Source organism: Pseudarthrobacter sp. LT1 (assembly GCF_035621795.1).
Lineage (GTDB): Bacteria > Actinomycetota > Actinomycetes > Actinomycetales > Micrococcaceae > Arthrobacter.
In genome coordinates this window covers 2,892,636-2,913,125 of sequence record NZ_CP141830.1, presented here as the reverse complement: position 1 = coordinate 2,913,125, position 20,490 = coordinate 2,892,636, and the positions used below count along the sequence as shown (strand labels likewise).

Here is a 20,490-nt window from a genome sequence, read left to right as displayed (position 1 = left end):
AGCCTCAGTAGCCCGAGAAAGAGTCCGTCCGGACCCTCCGTGCCCCGGCCCGCCTGGCCGCGCGGCGGAGGGATGCGACGCTTGCGGGCGAGCCGGAAACGTAAACCTCCCGGCGGTCGATATCCGGGACAAGCTCCGCAAGCGCCTTTCCATCCAACCGGCCGTGCGCACCGGTTCTGGCGGCGGAAGCGGAAGCGGAGGCCAGGCCGGACGGCGGGTCGGAGCCATCCGCCAGCCGCACCAGTACACGCATGCCGGACGTCCGGAGTTCTTCCGCGTAGGCCACCTCGTCAGCGCTCCTGGCCAGGAGCAGGAGCACAGCGTCCCGTTCCCGCAAGGCGCCCGAGGACAGGTGGGACACAAATGGGGTGATGCCGATGCCCGCCGCGATGAGCAGCACCGGCCGGCGGGGATCCCGCGGCAGGATAAAGTCGCCGCCCACCGCCGTGGCTGTCACTTCGTCACCCGGCTGCAGCGCCAGGAGCGACTCCTTTGCCGCTGACAAAGGGCCCGCCGTCCGGACGCCAAACTTCACCAGGCGCTCGCCGGGGGAGCCGGTCAGGCTGAACACCCGGCGCCGGCCTTTTCCATCCGGCCTGGCCTGCGGCAGGTCCAGCTCCATGTACTGTCCGGGGAGGAAACGTACCGGCCGGGCGGGCTCGAACGAGAACTCGGCGGTGGTGGGCGTCAGCGGGCGCGTCCCCGCGAACCGGAGCTTTACGGCCCCGCGCTGGCCCGCCAGGAAAGCCAGCAGGTTGCCCGCCAGCAGCGCAGCCTCCGGGGAGTTAGCCACAATGCCCAGGTTCCACGGCACCGCGAAGAGCACCCCAACCACGGCTGCAAGTGCCAGCTGCTGGTGGCGGCGCGGTGGCAACGTAAGGGGCTCGGTCAGCATGAAGCCCACAAAGAAGAGCACCGGGCGCTGGGCGAGGGCCTGCCAGACTCCCATCCCGGCCGTCATCCCCGAACGAAGCAGTTCAAGGGTAATGATCGCGGTGGCCACCCCCGTGAACACGGATGCCATCAGCATCTTGCGTGTCCGGTGCAGGACCAGCAGCACGCCCGGGACCAGCACCCAGAGCATGGCCGGCGTCGCGGCCCACCACGTGGCGATGTTCAGCCCGGTGAGTCCGGTGGCAAACGCGCCGGCCGCGGCGGGATTGAATATGTGCCGTCCGCGCCACGCCAATGCGTATTTGGACGCCGACGCCAGCACGCACGCCAGCGCCACCCCTGCCAGGTCCCTCGGCTGCAGGGACGGCCAGAACAGGAAATAGAGCAGCAGCCCGGTGATCAGCGAGGACTCCGTATGGGGATTGACCCGGAACAGTGCCGCCAGCGCCCGGTTGGCGGCGTAGGTCAAACCCAGGCACAGCGCCAGGTGTGCCAGCATTTCCGGGATTCCGAAAGTCAGCCAGCCCAGCACATTCAGCAGCAGGCTGTACGCGGCGAGTACAGCCAGGACTACAAGGATGAGCCGGTACATGGTGAACCTGCCCACGGCGGTGCCTATCCGGCCCGTCAGGGAGGTGGCCGGGCCGGTTTGCGGTGTGTCCACGGGGCTCATGGGAACAGCTTTCCTTCGAATTCGGCGGAATAGGCTGCGCTGCCGTCGGAAAAGACTGTCAGCCAGGAAAAGTCGAACGCCTCCTGGAGCAGGTCGCCCGGGACGAAGAAGAGGGCGGTGGCGAGGGCATCGGCAACCATCGCCGTCTCTGCCAGTGCCCAGGTGGCGACGGCGGTGCGGACCGGCTGCCCGGTGGTTCCGTCCAGGACGTGGTGCAGTCCATCGCCCCAGGCACGCCGGTTGGCAGCCGAGGCACACAGGGCCCGGCCCTCCAGGTCCACCACGCCAATCGCCTGGGCCGGGTTGTAGGGGTGTTCAAGCCCCACGCTGACAGGGCCGGTTCCGCGGGCCAGCAGGTCCCCGCCGGCATCAATGACGAACCCGCCCACGCCGGCGGCCGCCAGCTCCTGCGCCAGCAGGTCCACCAACAGGCCCTTGCCGGCGGCACCAATGTCCAGGACCACGGGGGCGCCGGCAGTCAGGACCGTTCCGGACCACGTGAGGACCGATTCCCAGGCCGGCGCCGGGAGCGGTGGCCCTGCTGCCCGGAGGGAGTACGCTGCGTCATACCCCAGGCGCTCCAGGCTGCCGCCTATCAGCGGTGTCATGGCTCCGCCGGTCAGCCGGTAGAGCCGCCAATACAAGTCGCCCAGGGCAGCGGCCTCGTCGGGGAACACATGGCGTCCCGCCTGCCGGGCCAAGCCGGCAACCAGGGAATCGGCGCGAAAACGGGACCAGTCGCCGTCGAACTTTTCGACCCGGTCCAGAAGGCGCACCCGCGCGCCATGCGGCAGCGGCAGAGGAGTGCTGATGTGCCAGCCGGTGCCGATCCCCTGGAACGAAAAGTCCTCCCGGTCCGTCGCGGACACCGCCTAGTGCGCCTCCGCCTTGATCTTCTCCAGCGCCTGGTTGAACCCTCCGCTGGTCAGTGAGGACCCGGAAACCTTGGAGACGTTGAGTTCATCGATGTTCCTGCCCACCACCTGGGCTGCGATGCCCCCGGCGAACTGGCCCTGGAATTTGCGGGTGTTGGGATTGGACGGGTGCTCGGTGATCTGCACGTCCGTGACTTTGCCCGCTGCAAGCGTCAGCTGCACACCCACCGTCTCCGTGCCGTTAGGCGAGACGTAGTTGCCGTCCGCATTGTAGGTTCCGTCTTTGTAGTTGCCCCCGCTGCCGGCCAGGGCGGAGGATCCGGCAGCGGGGGCGCCCGGTGCCGCGGCAGTGCCGGGGGTGCTGTCGGCGGTGGACGGCGCGCAGCCCGCCACGGTTCCCGCCAGGGACAGCCCTGCGATACCGGCGAAGAGGCTTCTCCGGAGAAGGACTTTGGGAACAGAAGGGCCTTTCACGGCAAAAGTACTCCCGGGAGTGACGGGGCTTTTAGGGATGGAGGGTCTCATGAAGGCTCTCGTTTCTCTGTGGGCTGTTCACTTCCTTGGGGCTGCCACCTTGTGTGGGGCGAGGCCCTTGCGGCAGTGGCTACGGTTTAGTCAACGCCGGATCCGCCCGAATGGTTCACGGAACCGGCCGGGAAGATTTCTTTTGCACGCCGCCGGGGGCGTGCACGGCCCAAATTCTTTGCTGTCACTGGCCCCCGGTACGCTAGAGGGGTGACTCCCGAAGAACTTTCCCTCGCCATATCCGCCTGCCTCAAGGACGCCGTCGCCGCCGGCGATATTGCCCTTGCGGCATCAGCCATTCCGGCTGAGGTGCGCGTGGAGCGACCCAAGAACCGGGACCACGGCGACTGGGCCACCAACATCGCCCTCCAGCTCGCCAAGCAGGCCGGCACCAACCCGCGCGAATTCGCCGCCGTCCTCAGCAGCCGGCTCAAGTCCATCGACGGCGTCTCCGCCGTGGATATCGCCGGGCCCGGATTCCTGAACATCACCGTGGACGCCGCAGCCGCCGGTGCCCTGGCCAAGGCCATCGTCGAGGCCGGCAAGGACTACGGCACCAACACTGCGCTCGCCGGGCGCACCGTCAACATGGAGTTTGTCTCCGCCAACCCCACCGGGCCGCTGCACATCGGGCACACCCGCTGGGCCGCCCTGGGCGACTCGATCGCCCGCGTGCTGCGCGCTTCGGGCGCGGATGTCACCGCGGAGTACTACATCAACGACGCCGGCTCGCAGATGAACACCTTCGCCAACTCCGTCTACTCCCGCCTGCATGGCCTTCCGGTGCCGGACGGCGGCTACCCCGGGCAGTACATCGCCGAGCTTGGCCATGAAGTCCTCACCGCGCACCCGGACATCCGCGAGCTCACCGAAGTCGCCGCCCTTCCGGTCATCCGGGCCGCCGCCTACGAGGCCCAGATGAAGGACATCAAGGCCACCCTGGCGGACTTCGGCGTCGAGTTCGACGTCTTCTTCTCCGAGCAGGAACTGCACGACGCCGGCGCCATTGAAAGTGCCGTGGCGCGCCTTCGCGAGCAGGGCCACGTGTTCGACGACGGCGGTGCGGTCTGGTTGCGGACCACGGACTTTGGCGACGACAAGGACCGCGTCATGATCCGCGCCAACGGCGAGCCCACGTACTTCGCCGCGGACGCTGCCTACTACCTGTCCAAGAAGGACCGCGGCTTCACGGAGAAGATCTACCTCCTGGGCGCCGACCACCACGGCTACATCAACCGGCTCAAGGCCATCGCCGCCGCCGCCGGTGACGACCCCGAGGTGAACATCGAAGTGCTGATCGGCCAGTTGGTGTCCGTCAACGGCGCCAAGCTGTCCAAGCGCGCCGGCAACATTATCGAACTCAAGGACCTGATCGACTGGCTGGGCAAGGATGCAGTCCGCTACTCCCTGGCACGGTTCCCCGCCGACTCGCCGCTGACCCTGGATCCGGAACTGCTGAAGAAGCACAGCAACGAGAACCCTGTGTTCTACGTCCAGTACGCCCACGCCCGCTCCCGGGGCGCCGCGCGCAACGCTGTGGCCGCCGGCGTCGAACGCCAGGTGGACGGCCAGGACAGCTTCGATGCTTCACTCCTGGACCACGCCACGGAAAACGAGCTGCTGTCCTACCTGGGCAGCTACCCGTCGATCGTGGCCAAGGCTGCTGAACTGCGCGAACCGCACCGCGTGGCGCGACACCTGGAGGCCATCGCAGGGGCGTACCACCGCTGGTACGACGCCTGCCGTATCGCCCCCATGGGTGAAGAACCCGTCACGGACCTCAACCGCACCCGGCTCTGGCTTAATGACGCCACCAGCCAGGTGCTGGCGAACGGCCTTGACCTGCTGGGCGTTTCCGCGCCGGAACGGATGTAGGACCCATGACGCAGACAGCAGCACACGGCTCTCCGCTTGCCCCCGAGTGGCTTGCCGTTCCGGATGACCTCAATGCCCTCCACGAACCGATGTGGGCCGGTGACGCAGCGCGGAACGCCGATGGTGAACTTGCCATCGGCGGGATCCCCGTCAGCGAGTTGCAGCGGCAATACGGGACCCCGCTTTTCGTCATGAGCGAGAATGACTTCCGTGCCCGGGCCAGGGCATTCAGCGACGCGTTCAACGACGCCTTCGCGGATATCTGCGGGGGAGTGGATGTCTACTACGCCGGCAAGTCGTTCCTCTGCACGGCGGTGGTCCGCTGGGTGGAGGAAGAAGGGCTGCGGCTGGACACGGCCTCGGGCGGGGAACTCGCCGTGGCCTACCGGGCCGGAATTCCCGGGGCGGACGTCGCCCTGCACGGCAACAACAAGTCCGACGGCGAGATCCACAGGGCGCTTGACATGGGCCTGGGGCGGATCGTGGTGGACAGCCTGGATGAGCTCGTGCGCGTCGGCGCGATCGCGCAGGGGCGCGGGGAGCGGGCGAAGGTCATGCTGCGGCTCACCCCCGGCGTGCATGCCCACACGCACGAATTCATCGCCACCGCCCACGAGGACCAGAAGTTCGGCCTCTCCATGGCTGCCGACACCACCGATGAAGCCGGCATCTCCGCTGCCGAGGAAGCGGTGGCAGCTGCATCAGCGCATCCCGGCATCGAGCTGCTGGGCCTGCACTGCCACATCGGATCCCAGATTTTCGAGCCGGACGGCTTTGCGCTGGCCGCGGAGAAGCTGCTGCGCTTCCTTGCCGCCATGCAGGAAAAGTACTCCATCACCCTGCCGGAACTGGACCTTGGCGGCGGCTACGGGATCGCCTACACGCCGGTGGACACCCCGCGCCCTGCAGCGGAGATCGCCAACGCGATGGCCGCCGTCGTGCGCTCCACCTGCGCCGAGCTTGGCATCGACGCGCCGCGCATCTCCATCGAACCGGGACGCGCCATCGTTGGCAGCACCACCTTCACCCTGTACGAAGTGGGCACGCTGAAGACGGTCCGCGTGGACGCACCCGGCACGTCCGGCGACGGTGACGCGGGCAACAACGTTACGTATCCCCGGCGGTATGTTTCGGTGGACGGCGGCATGAGCGACAACGCCCGCCCGGTGCTGTACGACGCGGATTATTCGGCCGTCCTGGCCTCCCGCACCTCCAGCGCCGCCCCGCAGTTGTCCCGCGTAGTGGGCAAACATTGCGAGAGCGGCGACATAGTTGTTAGAGATGTATATCTGCCCGAGGACGTGGCAGCCGGTGATCTGCTTGCTGTACCGGGAACCGGCGCCTACTGCTGGGCCCTCTCGAGCAACTACAACTATCTGGCCCGGCCGGGCGTTGTCGCGGTGCGCGATGGATCTTCCCGGCTGATTGTCCGCGGGGAAACCGAAGAAGATCTGCTGAACCGCGACATGGGAGCCTGAATGACGGAAATGCGAACGCTGAAAGTAGCCCTGCTGGGCTGTGGCAACGTTGGAGCCCAGGTTGCGCGGATCCTCATTGAGGACGCCGACGCCCTCGCTGCCCGCACCGGTGCCCGCCTGCAGCTCAGCGGCATCGCCGTGCGCAACGTTAATGCCCCCCGCGACGTGGACCTGCCGCAGGAGCTTTTCACCACCGACGCCGAAACTCTCGTCAAGGACGCCGACCTCGTGATCGAGCTGATGGGCGGCATTGAGCCCGCACGCACGCTGATCCTCTCCGCGCTGCGCAACGGCGCCTGCGTGGTCACCGGCAACAAGGCACTCCTGGCGCAGGACGGACCCACCCTCTACGAAGAGGCGGACAGGGCGGGCGTCCAGCTGTCCTACGAGGCCGCCGTGGCCGGCGCCATCCCGATCCTGCGCCCCATCCGCGACAGCCTCTCGGGCGACCGGATCACCCGGGTGCTGGGCATCGTCAACGGCACCACCAACTTCATCCTTGACCAGATGGACACCACCGGCGCCCAGTTCGCCGATGCCCTCGCCGAAGCCCAGCGCCTTGGCTACGCCGAAGCGGACCCCACTGCCGACGTCGAAGGCCACGACGCCGCCGCCAAGGCAGCCATCCTCGCGTCGCTGTCCTTCCACACCCGCTTTGCGCTGGACGATGTCCACTGCGAGGGAATCACGTCCGTCAGTGCTTCGGACATCGCCGCCGCAAAGGACGCCGGCTTCGTCATCAAGCTGCTGGCCATCGCGGAGAAACTGACCGGCGCTGACGGCAAGGAAGGCGTGTCCGTCCGCGTGCACCCTACCCTCCTGCCCCGCGAACATCCGCTGGCCGCCGTCCGGGGCGCATTCAACGCGGTGTTCATCGAGGCCGAAAATGCCGGTGAGCTGATGTTCTACGGCCAGGGCGCCGGCGGCACCCCGACGGCATCCGCCGTCCTGGGCGACCTCGTTTCAGCAGCCCGGCGCCTGGTCCTGGGCGGTCCCGGACGTACCGAAACCACCACGGGCCACGTTCCCGCGCTGCCCATCGATGCGGCCACCACGAGTTACTACATTGGCCTGGACGTCGCCGACCAGCCCGGCGTCCTGGCTAAGATCGCCCAGCTCTTTGCCGAGCACGGCGTGTCCATCGAAATCATGCGGCAGACCATCCACCGCGATTCAGCTTCCAACGTGGAGTCGGCCGAACTGCGGATCGTCACCCACCGTGCGTCAGAGGCTGCCCTTGCAGCCACCGTCGAGGCCGTGAAGGGCCTGGACGTCATCAATTCAGTTACATCCGTTTTGCGGGTAGAAGGAGTCTAAGTGGCTCACCAATGGCGCGGTGTCATCCGCGAATACGCTGACCGTCTGCCCGTGACGGAGTCCACCAGGGTCATCACCCTGGGTGAGGGCGGTACCCCGCTGGTACACGCGCAGAAGCTCTCCGAACTCACCGGTTCGGAGGTCTACCTCAAGGTGGAAGGCATGAACCCCACCGGCTCCTTCAAGGACCGTGGCATGACCATGGCGATGACGGCAGCAGTTGCCTCCGGCGCGAAGGCCGTTGTGTGCGCTTCCACCGGCAACACGTCCGCGTCCGCCGCTGCCTACGCCACGGCCGCCGGCCTCAAGTGTGCGGTCCTGGTGCCCGAAGGCAAGATCTCCATGGGCAAGCTCAGCCAGGCGATTGCCCACGGGGCCACCCTGCTCCAGGTGGACGGCAACTTCGACAACTGCCTGGACATCGCCCGCAAGCTGGGGGAGTCCTACCCCGTCTTCCTGGTGAACTCCGTAAATCCCGCCCGCATCCAGGGCCAGAAGACCGGCGCCTTCGAAGTGGTCGATTCCCTGGGCGACGCACCGGACATCCACGTTCTGCCCGTGGGCAACGCCGGCAACATCACGGCCTACTGGAAGGGCTACAAGGAGTACTCCGCTCCCTTCGAATCGGAGACGGCCGGCACGCTTCCCGCCGTATCCACCAAGACACCCGCGATGTGGGGCTTCCAGGCCGCCGGTGCCGCCCCCTTCGTGGCAGGCCACCCCATCACGGAACCGGACACCATCGCCACTGCCATCCGCATTGGAAACCCGGCGTCCTGGGACGGTGCCGTCGGCGCCCGTGACGAGTCCGGTGGACTCATCGAGGCCGTCACCGATGAGGAGATCCTGAACGCCCACCGCTGGCTGTCGTCCAAGGAAGGCGTCTTCGTGGAGCCCGGTTCCGCCGCAGGCGTCGCGGGACTGCTCAAGAAGCATGCCGCCGGCGAGGTCCCCAGCGGGAAAACCATCGTCATCACCGTCACCGGCCACGGACTCAAGGATCCCCAGTGGGCCCTGCGCACCGAGGATGGCAGCGATGTCCAGCCGGTCAAGGTCCCCAACGACGTCGTCACCGTAGCTGCTGAGCTGGGACTGGAAGAAAAATAACCTTGGACACCACCTCGCAGGCCGCCGTCGGACTGCAACTGATTGAGCCGGGCCAGCGCGTCACTGTCCGCGTCCCCGCCACCACGGCCAACCTTGGTCCCGGCTACGACAGCCTGGGGCTTGCACTGGCCCTGCACGACACCCTGACCGTGGAAAGCCTGGACACGAACGAACTCGTCTTCGACCTGCGCGGCGAAGGGGCGGAAACCCTGCCCCGGGACGCCAGCCACCTGGTGATCCGGGCCATGGACGCGGCCTTTGAACGGTTGGGATTCCGCCACGGCGGCCTGAAGGTGACTGCCGAAAACGTCAACCCGCACGGCAGGGGACTGGGCTCGTCCGCCTCGGCGGTGGTGGCGGCTGTGTCTGCTGCCAATGCCATGGTTCCAGGTGAAAGCCGGCGCGGCCGCGACTGGATCCTGCAGCTCACCAGCGAGATGGAAGGCCACCCGGACAACGTCGCACCGGCGATTTTCGGCGGACTGGCGCTGTCATGGCAGGACAGTGAGCAGTACAGCAGCACCACTGCCACCGTTGCCGGGTCCATCATCCCCATCGTGGCGGTACCAGACTTCGAACTGTCCACCGAAGCCGCCCGCGCCCTGCTGCCCGCATCAGTGGGACACCATGCGGCGGCCATGAATTCGGGCCGTGCGGCGCTGCTGATCCATGCGTTGACGCAAAAGCCTGAATTTCTCCTGCCGGGCACCGAGGACTACCTGCACCAGAGCTACCGGGCGGAAGCCATGCGGCCCAGCGCGGCGCTGATCGGCGCCCTCCGCAAAGCAGGCTACGCAGCAGTGGTTTCCGGCGCCGGGCCAACCGTCCTGGTGCTGGCCAACGGCGAAGCACAGGCCAGTGATGCACTGGCCTTCATCGAGGCCTTTACATCGGAGAACACGCCGGACATTGGCTGGCGCGTGCTGAAGCTCGCAGTGGACGTTGAAGGTGCTAAGGTGGACGTGCACCGGCGGTAATTCCGCCTATCTGATCTGCTCCTGCATTCAGTTGCTGTTTGATCTACCACTGTGAATGTATTCCGGTGCCACCTGCTTGGTCTGTCGCAGGAATCTGCAGCATCCAACTGCCCCTGAAGCGTCAGTCAGGCGTTGCGCCGTGGGCGCAGCGCAAGGTGAATCAGTATCCGGCCCTGCTGGCCGAAATCCAACCGGCAAGGCTGAAATCCGGCTGCAGATCTGAACTGCAGCCCAGATCAAATCATCGCGTCCAGCTCCCAGTCTGGACGCCGTCGAGGGGGAAGGATCCTTCGTGACCGAAACCACTGAGCTGTCGCCAGCTGTGGAACACACAACTTCTGCTGCCGAATCATCGGCCGCACCCGCCAAGAGCAGCGGCCTCGCCGGCCTGAAGCTCGCCCAGCTGCAGGCCCTCGCCAGCCAGCTCGGCATCTCCGGCGGCTCCCGCATGCGCAAGGGGGACCTGGTTTCGGCCATCTCCGCCCACCGCGCAGGGACCCTGACCGTCAAGACTCCTGCGAAGGCAACGGAAAAGGCTCCGGAAAGCAGCGTGGCTCCTGCCGCAGCCGCTCCGGAGGCCGCTGCCGCAGAAGCTCCTGCCGCTGAAGGCACCCGTGCCCGCGGACGCGGCCGCAGCCGCCGCGCTGTCAGTGACGGCGTGGTTGCCCCGGCAACCGAAGCTCCCGTCGTGGAAACCGCTGCCGCACCTGCCGCCGCAACCGTCGAGGCGCCGTCGGCTGCCCCCGCGGAAACCACCGAGGCAACCGAAGGCGCCCCCGAGCGCCGCCAGCCGCGCACCCGCAACCGCCGCCGCGGCGAAGCCGCTGCCGCCTCCGTCCAGGAAGCCCCGGTGGAAACCCCGGCAGAGCAGCCGGCCGCGGAACAGCGTGCGGGCGAACAGCGTTCGGGTGAACAGCGCACCGAAACCCCCGCAGAAGCAGGGGACGCCGGCCAGCGCACCGAACGCCGTGAAGGCGGACGCACCCGCGGCCGTGACAACACCCGCGATTCCGATGGCGGCCGCGACAACGCCGGCAGCCGCGAAGCCGGCCAGCGCGATGGCGGTCGGGACAACCGCGACAACGACGACGCCGACGGCGGAAGCCGCCGCAACCGCCGTAACCGCCGCGACCGGAATGACCGCAACGACCGTTCCGGCGGCCAGGACCGGGACAACTCGCGCAACGACCGCTTCCGCGACCGCAACGACCGCCGCCGCGGCCGCAACCAGGGTCCGGACGTGGACGACGTCGAGGTCACCGACGACGACGTGCTGCTGCCGGTCGCCGGCATCCTCGACGTCCTCGAGAACTACGCGTTCATCCGCACCTCCGGCTACCTGCCCGGCCCCAACGACGTCTACGTCTCCCTGGCCCAGGTCAAGAAGTACAACCTGCGCAAGGGTGACGCCGTGGTAGGCGCAATCCGTGCACCGCGCGAAGGCGAAGACCGCAGCCAGCAGTCCAACCGCCAGAAGTTCAACGCCCTGGTCCGCGTCACGTCCGTCAACGGCAAGACGCCGGAAGAACTCAAGGACCGCGTCGAATTCGCCAAGCTGGTTCCGCTGTACCCGTCGGAGCGCCTGCGCCTCGAGACCGATCCCAAGAAGATCGGCCCCCGCGTCATCGACCTCGTCGCCCCGATCGGCAAGGGCCAGCGTGGCCTGATCGTCTCCCCGCCCAAGGCCGGCAAGACGCTCATCCTGCAGTCCATCGCCAACGCGATCACCACCAACAACCCTGAGGTCCACCTCATGATGGTGCTGGTTGACGAACGGCCCGAAGAAGTCACGGACATGCAGCGCACCGTCAAGGGTGAGGTCATTGCCTCCACCTTCGACCGTCCCGCAGATGACCACACCACCGTGGCCGAACTTTCCATCGAACGCGCCAAGCGCCTCGTGGAAATGGGCATGGACGTGGTGGTCCTGCTGGACTCCATGACCCGCCTGGGCCGCGCCTACAACCTGGCAGCACCGGCCTCCGGCCGCATCCTGTCCGGTGGTGTGGACTCCGCAGCCCTCTACCCGCCCAAGCGCTTCTTCGGTGCCGCCCGCAACATCGAAAACGGCGGCTCGCTCACCATCCTGGCCACCGCCCTCGTCGAGACCGGCTCCAAGATGGACGAGGTCATCTTCGAAGAGTTCAAGGGCACCGGCAACATGGAACTGCGCCTGTCCCGCCAGCTGGCAGACAAGCGCATCTTCCCGGCCGTGGATGTCAACGCATCCGGTACCCGCCGCGAAGAGAACCTGCTCTCGCCCGAAGAAGTCAAGATCATGTGGAAGCTGCGCCGCGTCCTTTCCGGACTCGAGACCCAGCAGAGCCTTGAACTGCTCACCAACAAGATCCGGGAAACGCAGAGCAACGTCGAGTTCCTCATGCAGGTCCAGAAGACGACGCTTGGTGCGAAGTCGGATAACGACAAATAGTTTCACCAGGGGCGGGGCCGACGCATTTTGCCGGCCCCGCCCCTTTGTCGTTCGGTTTTTTGCCGCCCCCGCCCCTACGCGTGGTGGCCACGTCCTGACGGACTTTGGCCACCACGCTCCGGCAGGCCCGATGCCACTCCCGGGGCGGCAAAAAACCGCCCGACCTGCGTTCGTCCCACCTAACGCGTCGCATTACTAGACTTGTACAAGTCGAAAGAGGTTTATAGATGTTTGAGTCCGTACAGGGCCTGCTTGATGAGCATGACTCCATCCAGGCGCAGCTGGGGGATCCTGCTGTTTATGCTGACCAGCGGCTTGCCCGGAAGCTGGGGCGGCGGTCGGCTCAGCTCAATGGCATTGTTGAGGCCTACCACAAATGGGAAGGTATCCGGGATGACCTTGCTGCCGCCAAGGAGATGGCTGCCGAGGATCCCGAGTTTGCTGCCGAGGTGCCTGAACTCGAGGCCGCGCTGGAGACTGCTGCCGCCAAGCTGCGGCGCCTGCTGATTCCGCGCGATCCGGACGATGCGCGCAACGTGATCCTCGAGGTCAAGGGCGGTGAAGGTGGCGACGAGGCTGCCCTGTTCGCCGGCGACCTGCTGCGAATGTACACCCGGTACGCGGAGTCCCGCGGCTGGAAGACCGAAATCATCTCCGCCACCGAATCGGACCTTGGCGGCTACAAGGACGTCCAGGTGGCTGTCAAAGGCAACTCGAACGATCCCGCTGAGGGCGTCTACGCCCGGCTTAAGTTCGAAGGCGGCGTGCACCGCGTCCAGCGCGTGCCTGTGACCGAGTCCCAGGGCCGCATCCACACCTCGGCTGCCGGCGTGCTGGTCCTGCCCGAAGTGGACGAGCCGGAAGAGCTCGAGATCAACCAGAACGACCTCAAAATTGACGTGTACCGGTCCTCGGGCCCGGGTGGCCAGTCCGTGAACACCACGGACTCCGCCGTCCGCATCACGCACCTTCCCACCGGCATTGTGGTGGCGATGCAGAACGAGAAGTCCCAGCTGCAGAACCGTGAGGCCGGCATGCGCGTCCTCCGCGCCCGCATCCTGGCACACCAGCAGGAGCAGATCGACGCCGCCAACTCGGAACAGCGCAAGTCACAGATCCGCACCATGGACCGCTCCGAGCGCATCCGCACCTACAACTACCCGGAAAACCGGATCGCCGACCACCGCACCGGCTACAAGGCCTACAACCTGGACCAGGTCATGAACGGTGACCTGGAACCGGTCATCCAGTCGGCGATCGAAATGGACGAGCAGGCGCGGCTGGACGCCATCGGCGACTGAGCGGAAGCTGCCACCCATGACCGAGCCCACCTCCGCGGTGCCTGCCCAGACCCAGACACTGGCTGCAGCTGTCCGTGAGGCTGCCGCACTGCTGGCTGAAGCCGGGGTCCCCAGCCCCCGCGCCGACGCGGAGCTCCTGGCGGACCATCTCCTGAACGTCGGGCTGGGACGCCTGCGCTCCCTGATGCTTGGCGACACTCCCGCACCGCAGGGGTATGGCGAGCTGGTGGCCGAACGTGCGCGCCGGATCCCGCTGCAGCACATCACGGGGGTGGCGCATTTCCGCTACCTGGAGCTGGCTGTGGGGCCGGGGGTTTTTATTCCCCGTCCGGAGACCGAATCGGTGGTCCAGCTGGCCATCGACCACGTCCGCGGCATGCGCAGTCCCCGCATGGTGGACCTTGGGACGGGGTCGGGTGCCATCGCCGGTTCGCTCGCTTCCGAACTTCCCGGAGCCGAGGTGCATGCTGTCGAATTCAGCCCGTTCGCGCACGCCTGGGCGGCGAAAAACCTGGCGCCGCTGGGCGTCAACCTTGTCCTGGGCGACCTGCGCGACGCCTTCCCGGAGCTTAACGGAAGCGTCGACGTGGTGGTTTCCAACCCGCCGTACATCCCCGCCGAAGCCATCCCCAACGAACCCGAAGTAGCCCTGCACGATCCGCCGGAAGCTTTGTACGGCGGGGGAGCGGACGGCATGGAACTTCCGACGGCGGCAGCGGCCTCCGCTGCCCGGCTGCTGCGGCCGGGGGGCTACTTCGTCATGGAACACGCAGAAGTCCAGGCCGGCTGGATCGCCGCCATGCTTGCAAGGACCGGAACCTGGACAGCCATCACAACGCACTTGGACCTCAACGGCAAGGAGCGCGCCACCAGCGCCGTGCTCGTGGGGGACTCCGCACGGAATGAAAGAATGGGCCAGTGACCACAACTTATGACTGCACCATCGACGACGAGCGGGCCCGGGGCCTGGAACACGCCCAGCGCGCCATCAGTGAGAAGAAGTGCGTCGTGCTCCCCACGGACACCGTCTACGGGATCGGCGCGGATGCGTTCTCGCCCCAGGCCGTCACCATGCTGCTGGTTTCCAAGGGGCGCAGCCGCACCATGCCGCCGCCCGTCCTGATTCCGCGGATCAACGCCCTGGACGGCCTGGCCACCGAGGTCTCGGCTGACGCACGGAAACTCGCCGAGGCCTTCTGGCCCGGAGGCCTGACGCTGATCCTGCACGCACAGCCGTCCCTGGACTGGGACCTGGGCGAAACCAAGGGGACCGTGGCCTTGCGGATGCCTGCCGACGAGGTGGCCCTGGAACTGCTGACTTTGACCGGCCCACTTGCCGTGTCCTCCGCAAACCGCACCGGACACGCCCCGGCCCAGACCGCAGCTGCCGCCCGGGAGCAGCTTGCTGATTCCGTGGAGGTGTACCTGGAGGGCGGCCAGCGCCCCGTGGAGGGTGAAGCCGGCGTGCCGTCCACCATTGTGGATGCCACCGGTCCCATCCTGCGCGTGGTGCGCAACGGGGCAGTGAGCCTGGACCAGCTCCGCGGGCACGTCCCCGGCGTCCTGGGCCTGGGAGAGATCCCCATGGCCGAAGAGGAAGCCGGCGGTGAGCAAATTGGCGCAGGTCAGTCAAGCGCAGCCGATGTACAGGACGACGGCGGGGCCGCACCTGAGGCGTCCGGGTCGTCCGCCGTGACCGGCCCGGCCGCGGAATCCACCACGCCGGCCGGGAACCAGCAGCCTTGATGGCGCTGGACCGCCAGCAGATTCCTGTCCTGGACGTCCACGCCACACCGTTGCGCGTCCCCGAACTGGTGGCGGAACTGAGCAGCTTCGTGGCGGATGGCTCTACCCGTACCGTCCTGGGCCACAACCTGCACAGCGTCACGCTGGCTTTGTCCGACGACGGATTCCGGCGCCTTTACGAGGACAGCGACGTCGTGCTCCTGGACGGCGCACCCGTGCTGTGGCTGTGGGGGAGGACCGGCAACGCCGAAGGCCCCGTCATGGATTACCGGCTGGGTTCAACGGACTGGCTGCCGGCGCTGGACCAAGTGCGCGGCCTTGAACGGATTGCCGTGATCGGTGCAGGTGCGGAGGCGAACGCGGGGGCAGTCAGCAGGCTGAAGGACATCGTTCCGGGCGCCCGTGTGTCAGGCTTTCCCGGTGAAGGATGGGGTCCTGCACTGGAGGAGGCAGCCGTTGCCTGGCTGCACCGGGAACAGCCGCAGCTGGTCCTGCTTGGCCTGGGCATGCCGCTCCAGGAGGAAGTGCTGCAGCGGCGGCTAACTGAGATGCCGCCTGCCGTGTACTGCGCCGTGGGCGGCGCCATCGAGCAGCTGGCCGGCGTGCAGAAGCTGGCCCCCCGGTGGCTGGGCAGGATGGGCCTGGAGTGGGCGTGGCGCCTGCTCCTGCATCCCCGCCGCGTGGCCTACCGCGTGCTGGGGGAGCCCTGGGTCCTGTTGTGGCTCCTGGCCGCCCGGAGGCTCGGAAAACCGGGCCTGAACAGGTAACCGGGGCCGGAAGCAGCGGAGCGCGGCAAACAGCGGCAGGGTTCGCCTAGAACTTCTGGTCCTCCAACGGAGCGAAGCCCTTGCCCCGCAGGCCGGTGGTGAACGAACGTGCCCACCCCAGAAAGCCCGGAAGGTCGCGGCGCTGCAGAAAGTAGCCCAGATACCCGCCGACGTCGGCCACGAACGAGCGCACCCGGAAGTAGCGGCGGATCAGGTAGCCCCGGTTCCGGTAATAGTAGAAACGCTTGAAGGCGGAGTCCGGGACGATCACGTGCCAGCGGGCGCCGTAGACGTGCTGCGTTTCCCCGAAGGCGTGCGGGTGCGTAATGGCCGTGGTGGTGACGGTGCCAAAGCGGATCCCGGCCTTGCGCAGCCGGATGGTGAAATCAACTTCATCGCCGCGGATGAACAGGCGCATGTCCGGCAGGCCCACCTTGAAGAACACGTCGGAGCGGATCAGCGCACCGTTGAAGAAGTGGCCGTCGTCCGGCAGGAAGCCTCGTTTCTCCACCTCGGCCCTGTCGTGCGTGACCTTGCCGTCCAGGCGGAAGAAGAAGGACAGCCGGTCGGGATGGTCGGGCGCCGTGACCAAAGGGACCACCGCCTCCAGGTCGCGTGCCTCAGCCTCACGAAGCAGCGTGGCGAGGCATTCCGGATCTGCCGGCTCGGCGTCGTCGTCCATCATCCAGATCCAGCGGGCACCGCTGGCGACGGCCTTGAGCGCGGCAAGCGCAAATCCGCCCGCGCCGCCCAGATTCGCTTCCGAGCGCACATAGTCCACGTTGGGGTGCGCCGCTGCCACATCCGCGGCCGGGGTGGTGCCGCTGTCCACCAGGCAAATCGTGTCCACGTGCCGGCTCTGGGCATTGATCGAATCCAGCAGGACGGAGAGTTCCTTGGGCCGGTCGAAAGTCACGGCGGCAACCGCAATGCGGGGGGTCATGGGGGTCCTTTCAGCATGGCTGCAAGGGAGTTCCCCGCCTGTTGTGCGCCCGTGTGGCGCGGAGCCATGGTGCCGTTGGCACTAGTATCTTTGACTAGAGTCCACTGTAATACAGCCCTGTAAGGCGCTGCGCGTACGTCTGTGCGCACTGCCTGCTGCGCGCTCGGCGACGGAGAAGTTTCATTTATCGAAGAACAGATTCCCGGCCCGTGAGCCCACCCACCCCCAACCGGCTGCCACATCAGCCGAGCGGCTTTGGCACCACCACCCTTGAAGCGGTTGCCGTCCCATGATCATGTACCTGCTCATGGGGCTCACCGCCGCCATTGTCTCCTACGGGGCCACCTGGGGCGCCCGCATCGTGGGGCACCGGCTTGAGCTGCACCTGCCCATCCGCAGCCGCGACATGCATTCCACGCCGGTGTCCAGGCTGGGCGGGGTGGCAATCTTCCTGGGCGTCATGGTGGCGCTGGTCGTTGCCAGCCAGTCCTTCTTCGTCAAGGACATCTACCGCAACAACTTTTCACCGTGGGGTGTCCTGGCGGGAGCAGCGGTCATCGTCCTGGTGGGCGTGGCGGACGACCTGCTGGACATCCGCTGGTGGGTGAAGCTGATCGGCCAGAGCGCCGCCGGACTGACAGTGGCCATCTGGGGTGTCCAGATGACCATCGTCCCCTGGGTACCTGAACCCATCTACCTCCAGGACGGAACACTGCGGATAGTGCTGACGGCCGGACTGATCGTCACCACCATGAACGCCTTCAACTTCATTGACGGGCTGGACGGCCTCGCCGCGGGAGTGGCCATCATCGGCGGCACGGCGTTCTTCATCACCGCCTACTGGGTCCACCGGAACGCAGTCCTGCTGGACTATTCAGACCTGGCTACGCTCATTACGGCCGTGCTGGTGGGCGGGTGCCTTGGCTTCCTGCCGCACAACTTCTTTCCCTCGAAGATCTTCATGGGGGACTCCGGCGCCATGCTGATTGGGCTCCTCATGGCCTCGGCCGGCGTCGTGTCCACGGGGCAGATCACCTCGGGCCTCTACGACCGTGCCAACGGTATCTCCACCATTATCCCCATCCTGCTTCCCTTCGCCGTCCTCTTCCTGCCGCTGCTGGACCTCGGTCTGGCGGTCGTCCGGCGGACGGCCCGCGGGCGTTCGCCCTGGTCGGCGGACCGCGGACACCTGCACCATAAATTGCTGGACATCGGCTATTCGCACCGTACCGCGGTGGTCCTGATGTACCTGTGGACCGCCGTGCTCTCCTTCGGCGGCCTGGCGTTCGCTGTCTTCCCCTGGCACATCGTGCTCGCCGTGGACATCTTCGCGACGCTGGTCATGGGACTGGTGACAGCGTGGCCGTACCTGTCCCGCGGCAATGGGGAAACCGCGGCGTAACGGCGGTTCTGAATTATTTCTATCTCGTGTAGAATTTAGGGGCAGCCCAAGCTGCCACTCCACCCCCTGCCTCCTGGCGATCTGCCATGTGGTGCCGACGATTGGATCGCATGACCTCCAACGCCGAGTCCGGACCTGCCTCCGGCAATGGACCCGTTGGTACGTCCGGTCCCACCCGTTCGCTCTGGCTGAACCTGCTCAAGCGCAGTTCGATTGCCGCGACGGCCGGACTTGTGGTGTGCGCAATCCCGGCCGGAATCCTCAACGGGGCAACCGGGGCGGTGTCCAGTTTCCTTGGTGGCCTGCTGGTGATGCTTTTCTTTGGCATCAGCCTGCTGGTGGGGCACTTCGTGGGACGCCGCAACCCCTCGGGTGCGATCGGGATGTTCGTAGCAACCTACTTCATCAAGGTAGTTGGCTTCGCCGTTGTCCTGTTCGTCATCGGGGCTCCGGAATGGCTGCACGGCCGCTGGTTCGTCATCGGTGCCGTCGTTGCCGTCGTCCTGTGGCAGGCCGCGGAGATCCACGGCTTCAGCAGGGCACGCCTCCAGATCTACAACGATCCTGAAGACAGGGGAGCATCCGATGCGTGATCCGAAAAAAACCGCAGGCGCCGGCGACGGCAAACGCGGCTCCAACGGCTCCACGCCGGCTTCTTCCGACGCATCCACCGATGGCGGCTACAACGCTGGAATGGCTGTATTCAGCTACATCATTGGCGGAATCATCGTCTGGAGTTTGATAGGGTGGGGACTGGATTATCTGTGGGGAACGCGCTGGATTGTGCTCGCAGGCGCTCTGCTTGGAGCCGTCGGAGGTTTCTACCTTTCCCACATGCATGGCCTCACCAGTTCCCGCAAAAATGCTGATGGGCGCCATGCTCCCAGCGCACCGTCCCAGGACGGAGAAGATAATGCCAAATAATTTCACAGGGGGAACAGCAGGCTGTCAGGCTGCCGGACCCCGCCCAACGCCCAATGATGGACACTGCAGAGAGGAAACGCGTTGATCGCGCTTGCGCTCCCGGCCCAAGATTCAGGAGAGTTCACTCCTCCTGGTATTAACGAAATGCATTTGCCGGCAATCCTGCCGTGGGGTGCCGCAGAAGGATTCTCCAAGCAGATGCTGCTGGTCCTCCTCTCTGTCGTCTTTATCGCCGTCTTCTTCGTGCTCGCCGCACGCAAGCAGCAGCTGGTACCCGGCAAGCTCCAGTTCGCCGGCGAAGCCGCGTACGGCTTCGTCCGCAACGGCATTGCCAAGGACATCATCGGCGGCAGGGACTTCATCAAGTACGTCCCCCTGCTGTTCAGCCTGTTCTTCTTCATCCTGGTCAACAACATCTACGGCGCCATTCCGGTGTTCCAGCTCCCCACGTTCTCGCACGTGGGTGGAGCGTATGTGCTGGCCGGCCTGGTCTACGTCACCTGGATCGCCATCGGCGTCAAGAAGAACGGCCTGCGGTACTTCAAGCTGGCCACCGTCCCCTCGGGCGTGCCGTGGTACATCCTGCCGATCGTCATTCCGATCGAAATCATCTCCAACTTCGTTGTCCGGCCCGTCACGCACAGCCTCCGTCTGTTCGCGACCATGCTCGCCGGCCACCTGATCGTGATGATCGCCGGTTCCGGCATCGAATACCTCATCATGCAGGAGAACGTCCTGCTGAAGGGAACCTCAATCCTGGTTCTTGCCGGTGCCATTGCCATGTACATGCTTGAAGCCCTGATCATGGTCCTGCAGGCCTACGTCTTTACGCTGCTGACCGCGATCTACATCGAAGGCGCACTGCACGCCGACAGCCACTAGGCTCGCCGGCCGGGCAGCACGCTCCGGCGGCACACCACAGTCTTCCCCTCGCGGGGATGAAGCAACCCAAACAACCTGCCACACAAGTGGCATCTTGAAAGGAAAAAAAATGGAAGGCTCCATCAACGGCTCCCTCAACCTCATCGGCTATGGCCTCTCGGCTATCGGCGGTGGTATCGGTGTGGGTCTCGTGTTCGCTGCCTACATCAACGGCGTTGCACGCCAGCCGGAAGCCCAGCGCGTCCTGCAGCCGATCGCATTCCTTGGCCTGGCCCTGACCGAAGCACTCGCCATCCTGGGCCTGGTCTTCGCTTTCGTTCTCAAGTAAACCTTCAGAACTTCAGCGAACATTCAGAACCGAGTAGATAAGGAC

Annotated in this window: 19 protein-coding genes; 15 read left to right on the top strand and 4 right to left on the bottom strand. The window is 66.2% G+C overall.

Annotated features, from left to right (window positions below):
* Positions 1 to 4: 4 nt before the first annotated feature.
* The 3 genes from VIK36_RS13690 to VIK36_RS13680 are packed head-to-tail and all read right to left on the bottom strand — an operon-like array spanning position 5 to position 2,853.
* Positions 5 to 1,567: an oxidoreductase gene (locus VIK36_RS13690; protein ID WP_324642313.1), complete on the bottom strand. Its 1,563-nt coding sequence runs from the start codon at positions 1,565 to 1,567 to the stop codon at positions 5 to 7.
* Positions 1,564 to 2,436, bottom strand: coding sequence for an FAD:protein FMN transferase (locus tag VIK36_RS13685; RefSeq protein WP_324642312.1), 873 nt, complete (start codon positions 2,434 to 2,436; stop codon positions 1,564 to 1,566). Before VIK36_RS13685 ends, VIK36_RS13690 begins: the two co-directional genes overlap by 4 nt.
* A gap of 3 nt (positions 2,437 to 2,439) precedes the next feature.
* Positions 2,440 to 2,853, bottom strand: coding sequence for an FMN-binding protein (locus tag VIK36_RS13680; protein WP_324645284.1), 414 nt, complete (start codon positions 2,851 to 2,853; stop codon positions 2,440 to 2,442).
* Positions 2,854 to 3,177: 324 nt separating this feature from the next.
* On the opposite strand from VIK36_RS13680, the gene argS reads away from it, so the two are divergent.
* The 10 genes from argS (at position 3,178) to VIK36_RS13630 (ending at position 15,966) form a co-directional block, all read left to right on the top strand.
* The gene (gene argS, locus VIK36_RS13675; RefSeq protein ID WP_324642311.1) at positions 3,178 to 4,842 is read left to right on the top strand and encodes an arginine--tRNA ligase; all 1,665 of its coding nucleotides are present in this window, start codon (positions 3,178 to 3,180) and stop codon (positions 4,840 to 4,842) included.
* Between the two features lie 5 nt (positions 4,843 to 4,847).
* Positions 4,848 to 6,320: a diaminopimelate decarboxylase gene (gene lysA, locus VIK36_RS13670; RefSeq protein WP_324642309.1), complete on the top strand. Its 1,473-nt coding sequence runs from the start codon at positions 4,848 to 4,850 to the stop codon at positions 6,318 to 6,320.
* A complete protein-coding gene (locus tag VIK36_RS13665) occupies positions 6,321 to 7,637 on the top strand; it encodes a homoserine dehydrogenase (protein WP_324642308.1) in 1,317 nt (438 codons plus the stop codon).
* Complete coding sequence (gene thrC, locus VIK36_RS13660) at positions 7,638 to 8,744, top strand: threonine synthase (RefSeq protein ID WP_324642307.1); 1,107 nt, start codon at positions 7,638 to 7,640, stop codon at positions 8,742 to 8,744.
* Positions 8,745 to 8,746: 2 nt separating this feature from the next.
* Positions 8,747 to 9,721, top strand: a complete 975-nt coding sequence (thrB, locus tag VIK36_RS13655) for a homoserine kinase (protein ID WP_324642306.1) — start codon at positions 8,747 to 8,749, stop codon at positions 9,719 to 9,721.
* Between the two features lie 292 nt (positions 9,722 to 10,013).
* On the top strand, positions 10,014 to 12,152 hold the full coding sequence (gene rho / locus VIK36_RS13650; RefSeq protein ID WP_324642305.1) for a transcription termination factor Rho: 2,139 nt from the start codon (positions 10,014 to 10,016) through the stop codon (positions 12,150 to 12,152).
* A 227-nt stretch (positions 12,153 to 12,379) separates the two neighbouring features.
* Entirely contained in the window at positions 12,380 to 13,453 is a 1,074-nt protein-coding gene (prfA, locus tag VIK36_RS13645; protein WP_159631638.1) for a peptide chain release factor 1, read from the top strand.
* Between the two features lie 16 nt (positions 13,454 to 13,469).
* Complete coding sequence (prmC, locus tag VIK36_RS13640) at positions 13,470 to 14,375, top strand: peptide chain release factor N(5)-glutamine methyltransferase (RefSeq protein WP_324642303.1); 906 nt, start codon at positions 13,470 to 13,472, stop codon at positions 14,373 to 14,375.
* A complete protein-coding gene (locus tag VIK36_RS13635; protein WP_324642302.1) occupies positions 14,372 to 15,199 on the top strand; it encodes an L-threonylcarbamoyladenylate synthase in 828 nt (275 codons plus the stop codon). Before prmC ends, VIK36_RS13635 begins: the two co-directional genes overlap by 4 nt.
* Positions 15,199 to 15,966 (top strand): WecB/TagA/CpsF family glycosyltransferase, encoded by a 768-nt coding sequence (locus VIK36_RS13630; protein WP_324642301.1) that lies wholly within the window; start codon positions 15,199 to 15,201, stop codon positions 15,964 to 15,966. The genes VIK36_RS13635 and VIK36_RS13630 overlap by 1 nt, the downstream gene beginning before the upstream one ends.
* 46 nt (positions 15,967 to 16,012) lie before the next feature.
* Here VIK36_RS13630 and VIK36_RS13625 read toward each other — a convergent pair whose 3' ends face one another.
* A complete protein-coding gene (locus VIK36_RS13625) occupies positions 16,013 to 16,909 on the bottom strand; it encodes a glycosyltransferase (RefSeq protein ID WP_324642299.1) in 897 nt (298 codons plus the stop codon).
* Positions 16,910 to 17,198: 289 nt separating this feature from the next.
* Here VIK36_RS13625 and VIK36_RS13620 point away from each other — a divergent pair, with 289 nt between their 5' ends.
* The 5 genes from VIK36_RS13620 (at position 17,199) to atpE (ending at position 20,445) form a co-directional block, all read left to right on the top strand.
* On the top strand, positions 17,199 to 18,311 hold the full coding sequence (locus tag VIK36_RS13620) for an MraY family glycosyltransferase (RefSeq protein ID WP_255172589.1): 1,113 nt from the start codon (positions 17,199 to 17,201) through the stop codon (positions 18,309 to 18,311).
* 110 nt (positions 18,312 to 18,421) lie between these two features.
* Positions 18,422 to 18,904 carry a hypothetical protein gene (locus tag VIK36_RS13615; RefSeq protein WP_324642298.1) on the top strand — a complete coding sequence of 161 codons (483 nt, stop codon included), beginning with the start codon at positions 18,422 to 18,424 and terminating at the stop codon, positions 18,902 to 18,904.
* Positions 18,897 to 19,235 carry a hypothetical protein gene (locus tag VIK36_RS13610; protein ID WP_324642297.1) on the top strand — a complete coding sequence of 113 codons (339 nt, stop codon included), beginning with the start codon at positions 18,897 to 18,899 and terminating at the stop codon, positions 19,233 to 19,235. The genes VIK36_RS13615 and VIK36_RS13610 overlap by 8 nt, the downstream gene beginning before the upstream one ends.
* An 81-nt stretch (positions 19,236 to 19,316) precedes the next feature.
* Positions 19,317 to 20,117 carry a F0F1 ATP synthase subunit A gene (atpB, locus tag VIK36_RS13605; protein ID WP_159631646.1) on the top strand — a complete coding sequence of 267 codons (801 nt, stop codon included), beginning with the start codon at positions 19,317 to 19,319 and terminating at the stop codon, positions 20,115 to 20,117.
* A 109-nt stretch (positions 20,118 to 20,226) separates the two neighbouring features.
* Positions 20,227 to 20,445, top strand: a complete 219-nt coding sequence (gene atpE / locus VIK36_RS13600; RefSeq protein ID WP_003804776.1) for an ATP synthase F0 subunit C — start codon at positions 20,227 to 20,229, stop codon at positions 20,443 to 20,445.
* The last annotated feature ends 45 nt before the right edge of the window (positions 20,446 to 20,490 follow it).

Bases quoted from the DNA above. Each gene is read 5' to 3' on its own strand.
- VIK36_RS13690 (WP_324642313.1), bottom strand. From the start codon at position 1,567: ATGAGCCCCGTGGACACACCGCAAACCGGCCCGGCCACCTCCCTGACG.
- lysA (WP_324642309.1), top strand. From the start codon at position 4,848: ATGACGCAGACAGCAGCACACGGCTCTCCGCTTGCCCCCGAGTGGCTT.
- VIK36_RS13665 (WP_324642308.1), top strand. From the start codon at position 6,321: ATGACGGAAATGCGAACGCTGAAAGTAGCCCTGCTGGGCTGTGGCAAC.
- prfA (WP_159631638.1), top strand. From the start codon at position 12,380: ATGTTTGAGTCCGTACAGGGCCTGCTTGATGAGCATGACTCCATCCAG.
- prmC (WP_324642303.1), top strand. From the start codon at position 13,470: ATGACCGAGCCCACCTCCGCGGTGCCTGCCCAGACCCAGACACTGGCT.
- VIK36_RS13630 (WP_324642301.1), top strand. From the start codon at position 15,199: ATGGCGCTGGACCGCCAGCAGATTCCTGTCCTGGACGTCCACGCCACA.
- VIK36_RS13625 (WP_324642299.1), bottom strand. From the start codon at position 16,909: ATGACCCCCCGCATTGCGGTTGCCGCCGTGACTTTCGACCGGCCCAAG.
- VIK36_RS13620 (WP_255172589.1), top strand. From the start codon at position 17,199: ATGATCATGTACCTGCTCATGGGGCTCACCGCCGCCATTGTCTCCTAC.
- VIK36_RS13615 (WP_324642298.1), top strand. From the start codon at position 18,422: ATGACCTCCAACGCCGAGTCCGGACCTGCCTCCGGCAATGGACCCGTT.
- VIK36_RS13610 (WP_324642297.1), top strand. From the start codon at position 18,897: ATGCGTGATCCGAAAAAAACCGCAGGCGCCGGCGACGGCAAACGCGGC.
- atpE (WP_003804776.1), top strand. From the start codon at position 20,227: ATGGAAGGCTCCATCAACGGCTCCCTCAACCTCATCGGCTATGGCCTC.